Source organism: Bradyrhizobium sp. STM 3843 (assembly GCF_000239815.1).
GTDB lineage: Bacteria > Pseudomonadota > Alphaproteobacteria > Rhizobiales > Xanthobacteraceae > Bradyrhizobium.
On record NZ_CAFK01000136.1, the window covers coordinates 1 to 4476 of the forward strand.

Annotated in this window: 3 protein-coding genes and 1 pseudogene; all 4 read right to left on the reverse strand. The window is 64.0% G+C overall.

The window, feature by feature from the left end:
- Positions 1 to 95: 95 nt before the first annotated feature.
- A complete protein-coding gene (locus BRAS3843_RS16285) occupies positions 96 to 2516 on the reverse strand; it encodes an aerobic carbon-monoxide dehydrogenase large subunit (protein ID WP_008970047.1) in 2421 nt (806 codons plus the stop codon).
- Positions 2513 to 3013, reverse strand: a complete 501-nt coding sequence (locus tag BRAS3843_RS16290; RefSeq protein WP_008970048.1) for a (2Fe-2S)-binding protein — start codon at positions 3011 to 3013, stop codon at positions 2513 to 2515. Before BRAS3843_RS16290 ends, BRAS3843_RS16285 begins: the two co-directional genes overlap by 4 nt.
- Before the next feature lie 213 nt (positions 3014 to 3226).
- Positions 3227 to 4090, reverse strand: coding sequence for a xanthine dehydrogenase family protein subunit M (locus BRAS3843_RS16295; RefSeq protein WP_008970049.1), 864 nt, complete (start codon positions 4088 to 4090; stop codon positions 3227 to 3229).
- Between the two features lie 222 nt (positions 4091 to 4312).
- A pseudogene (locus tag BRAS3843_RS42185) lies at positions 4313 to 4476 on the reverse strand (carbon monoxide dehydrogenase); the annotation flags it as partial.

Genomic DNA, 4476 nt, shown 5'->3' on the forward strand with positions numbered 1-4476 from the left:
TCTCCGAGCGAGACTGCCCGTGGGGTACCCCCCTCCCTAACCCTCCCCCACAAGGGGGGAGGGAACGCACCTTCATCGCAGCAAGCGCCGATTGACTACCCCACCACACCCAATTCCTTCGCCGCCTTCCAGTTGCGCCAGAAATCGTGCGGCATCTGGATGTGCGTCGAACCCAGGAACGAGAACGCGTCATTCACTGCGTTGGAGAACGCCGGCACGCCACCGACATTCGGGCTTTCGCCGACGCCCTTGGCGCCGATCGGATGATGCGGCGACGGTGTCACGGTGAAGTCGGTCTCCCAACGCGGCGTCTCCACCGCGGTCGGCATGAAGAAATCCATGAACGAGCCGGTGACGACGTTGCCGCCCTCATCGTAGCGGATCTCCTGCCCCATCGCGATCGCGAACGCTTCGGTCAGCCCGCCATGCACCTGGCCCTCGATGATCATCGGGTTGATGCGGGTGCCGCAATCATCCAGCGCATAGAAGCGCCGGACCTTGTAGACGCCGGTGTCGACATCGATGTCCATCACGCAGAGATAGGCGCCGAACGGATAGGTCATGTTGGGCGGATCGTAATAGCTCACCGCCTCCAGCCCCGGCTCCATGCCCGGCGGCACGGAGTTATAGGCCGCCCAGCAGATGTCCTTCATCGTCATGACCTTCTCTGGCAAGCCCTTGACGCGGAAGCCGTCGATGTCCCATTCGAGATCGTCCTCATGGACCTCGAGCTTATAGGCCGCGATCATCTGCGCCTTGGCCTTGATCTTGCGCGCGGCCATCGCAATTGCCGCGCCTGCCACCGGCGTCGAGCGCGAGCCATAGGTGCCGAGACCATAGGGCGCGGTGTCGGTGTTGCCCTCCTCCACCATGATGTTGTCGGCGGGAATGCCGATCTCGGTGGCGATGATCTGCGCCCAGGTGGTCTCATGGCCCTGCCCCTGGCTCTTGGTGCCCATCCGCGCGATGCCGGCTCCGGTCGGATGCAGCCGGATCTCGCAAGAATCGAACATCGCGATGCCGAGGATGTCGCAGTTCTTCGACGGTCCAGCACCGACGATCTCGGTAAAGAAGGAGACACCGAGCCCCATGATCTCGCGGGTCTCACCGCGCTTGAACGCCGCGCGCTTCTCGGCCTGTTCCTTGCGCAAGCTCGCGTAGTCCGTCGTCTCCATCATCTTGCGCATGGCGGTGTGATAGTTGCCGGAGTCGTATTCCCAACCGAGCGCGGAGTGATAGGGAAACTGCTCGGGCTTGACGAAATTCTTCAAGCGCAGCTCGGCCGGATCCATGTTGAGCTTCTGCGCCAGGATGTCCATCGCGCGCTCGATGCAATAGGCGGCCTCGGTGACGCGGAACGAGCAGCGATAGGCGACGCCGCCCGGTGCCTTGTTGGTGTAGATGCCGTCGACCACGCAATGCGCGACCGGGAAATCATAGGAGCCGGTGACGATGTTGAAGAAGCCGGCCGGCCATTTCGAAGGATCGGCGCAGGCGTCGAACGCGCCGTGATCGGCGAGCACGTGGACGCGTAGCCCGGTGACCTTACCCTCTTTCGTCGCGGCGATCTCGGTCGTCATGTGATAATCACGCGCGAACGACGTCGCGGTCAGGTTCTCGATCCGGTCCTCGACCCATTTCACTGGTTTGCCGGTGACGATCGATGCGACCGCCGCGCAGATGTAGCCGGGATAGGCACCGACCTTGTTGCCGAAGCCGCCGCCGATATCGGGCGCGATCACATGGATCTTCTGCTCCGGCAGTTTCGCGATCAACGACACCACGGTGCGGATTACATGTGGCGCCTGGAAGGTGCCCCAGATCGTCAGCTCGCCCTTGATCTTGTCAAACGAACAGACGCACTGGCAGGTCTCGAGCGGCGATGGATGGGTGCGGTGATAGGAGATCATCTCCTTGATCGTCACCTCGGCCTTGTTGAAGGCGGCGTCCGTCAGATCCTTGTCGCCGATCGCCCATTCGAAGATATGGTTGTGATGCTTGCGCGGGCCGTGCGCGCCTGATGTCTTGCCGGCGAGGTCCTCGCGCAAAACGGGCGCGTCGGGGTCCATGGCCTTGAACGGATCGATCAGCACCGGCAGCGGCTCGTACTCCACCACGACCTTGCTGACACCATCGTCAGCCGCATAGCGGTCGGTCGCGACCACGAAGGCAACCTCCTGGTTCTGGAACAGCACCTTGCCGTCGGCGAGCACCATCTGCACGTCGCCGGCGAGCGTCGGCATCCAGGCGAGATTGACGGTCTTGAGGGTCTCAGCGGTGATGACAGCGAGCACGCCCGGCACTTTGAGCGCTTCGTCGGTATTGATCGACTTCACCCGCGCATGGGCATGCGGCGAGCGGACGAAATCGCCGTGCAGCATGCCCGGCAGCTTGACGTCGTCGACATAGTTGCCCTTGCCTTGGGTGAACCGAATATCCTCGACGCGCTTGCGCTTGCAGCCCATACCTTCGAGCGCGGCTTCGCGTTGTTCCCGCGTGGGAGTCATGTCGTTCATTCCGCGGCCTCCTGGAATTCAAAGCCATTGATCTTGGCGGCGGCGTATTGGATCGCCTTGACGATGTTCTGATAGCCGGTGCAGCGGCAGATATTGCCGGAGATGCCGGCGCGGATCTCTTCTTCCGTCGGCTGTGGATTCTCCTTCAGAAGCCGATGCGCGCGCATGATCATGCCCGGCGTGCAGAAACCGCATTGCAGCCCGTGCATCATGCGAAAGCCCTCCTGCAGCGGCGACAGCGTGCCGTCCGCATTGGCCATGCCTTCGATCGTGGTGATGTCGGCGCCCTGCGCCTGGACTGCGAACATCGTGCAGCTCTTCACGCTCATGCCGTCGATGTCGACGGTGCATGCGCCGCAATGGGTGGTTTCGCAGCCGATATGGGTGCCGGTGAGCTGGGCCTGCTCGCGCAGGAAATGCACCAGCAGCGTGCGCGGCTCGACGAGGCCTTCAACCTCGCTGCCGTTCACTTTTATGGTGACGTGGGTTTTGGGCATTGGTTGGTCCCTCAGGAATTTTACTAGTCAGCTATGGAATGGCCCCGACTGGAGCGGCGATGGCGGTGTGCTCCCCTCCCCCTTGCGGGGAGGGGTTGGGGGTGGGGGTTCCACAGCGGCAGTGTCGCTTGGGGCTACCCCCCTCCCCGCCCTCTCCCACAAGGGGGGAGGGAGAAGAGCGAACTCGCGGAAACATTTTCCGCGCTCACATTCTCACCTCGCCCGGCCCGCCGCGCGCTGCAGCGCGCGGATCACCATGACGCCGCCGACATGTTTGCGGTATTCGACCGGGCCGCGTGCGTCCGCTGCCGGGGCCATGATGGCGCGCGCCGCGTCGGCCGCGGCCTTCAGCGCCGCCGCATCCAGCGCCGTGCCGATCACCGCCTTGGCGGCATCAGCCGCCAGCAGCGGCGTCTCGTGTAGATTGGTCAGTCCGATGGCGCAGGTGGCGACCTTTCCATTGGCCATCGTCAGCACCACAGCGGCCGCTGCCGTCGCATAGTCGCCCACTTTCCGTTTCAGCTTCTCATAGGCGTAGCCATGGCCGGCCGCCGGAACCGGAATTGAGATTTCGGTCAGCAGCTCGCCGGGCTCGAGCGCGGTGAAATAGGCGCCTTGATAGAAGTCGGCGGCCGCGACGTCGCGTGCGCCGCTGGGGCCTTCGAGCTTGTAGCTCGCGCCCAGCATCATCATTAGCGCCGGCATGTCGTTGCCGGGATCGCCATTGGCGACGTTGCCGCCGAGCGTGCCGCGATAACGCACCTGCGGATCGGCGATCAGGCTTGCTGCTTCCTGCAGGATTGGCAGGCTGGCCCCGATCTCGTCGGAGGCGAGCAGCTCATGCTGGGTCGTCATCGCGCCGATGCGGATATGGCTGCCGTCGCGGCGGATGAACTTCAGCTCGCCCACGCCATGCAAATCGATCAGGTGTCCGGGGGTGGCAAGCCTGAGCTTCATCATCGGCACGAGGCTGTGGCCGCCGGCGAGCGGCCGGGCTTCGTCGCCCAAGCTCGCGAGCAGCTTGACCGCGTCGGCCACGCTGTCAGGCCGGTAATAGCTGAACGGGCCAGGAATCATCCTTGTCCTCCCTTCTCTGGTTTTTGTTCTCTGGGTCTCGCGCGCCGCTGTTGCTGCAGTCGCGAAGACCGCAGCGAGAGGCGCGTCGTTGAGCGGAGGCTTGTCCGGGATCGGGGCCGGCGCAATGCGCGCGGCACGAATGCAGCTCAAATTACATGAGTTGCCGCTCGCCGCGCACGAATTGCGTCAGCGCGAGCGACCTATTGCCGGGCGACGGGGACGCTAAGCGTGCCGCCGCACCAGCCCGAGGCGCGCCTTCACCTCGGCAATTTTGGCGCGGCTGACGGGAACGCGATGCGGCGCGGGACCATCGAGCTCGATGATGGCGCCATCACCCTCCTTGCCGACGAAGCAGACATGGGAGATCGCCACGATGTGGCTGCGGT

Excerpts from the sequence above, each read along its gene's own strand:
- BRAS3843_RS16290 (WP_008970048.1), bottom strand. The coding sequence starts at position 3,013 with ATGCCCAAAACCCACGTCACCATAAAAGTGAACGGCAGCGAGGTTGAA.
- BRAS3843_RS16285 (WP_008970047.1), bottom strand. The coding sequence starts at position 2,516 with ATGAACGACATGACTCCCACGCGGGAACAACGCGAAGCCGCGCTCGAA.
- BRAS3843_RS16295 (WP_008970049.1), bottom strand. The coding sequence starts at position 4,090 with ATGATTCCTGGCCCGTTCAGCTATTACCGGCCTGACAGCGTGGCCGAC.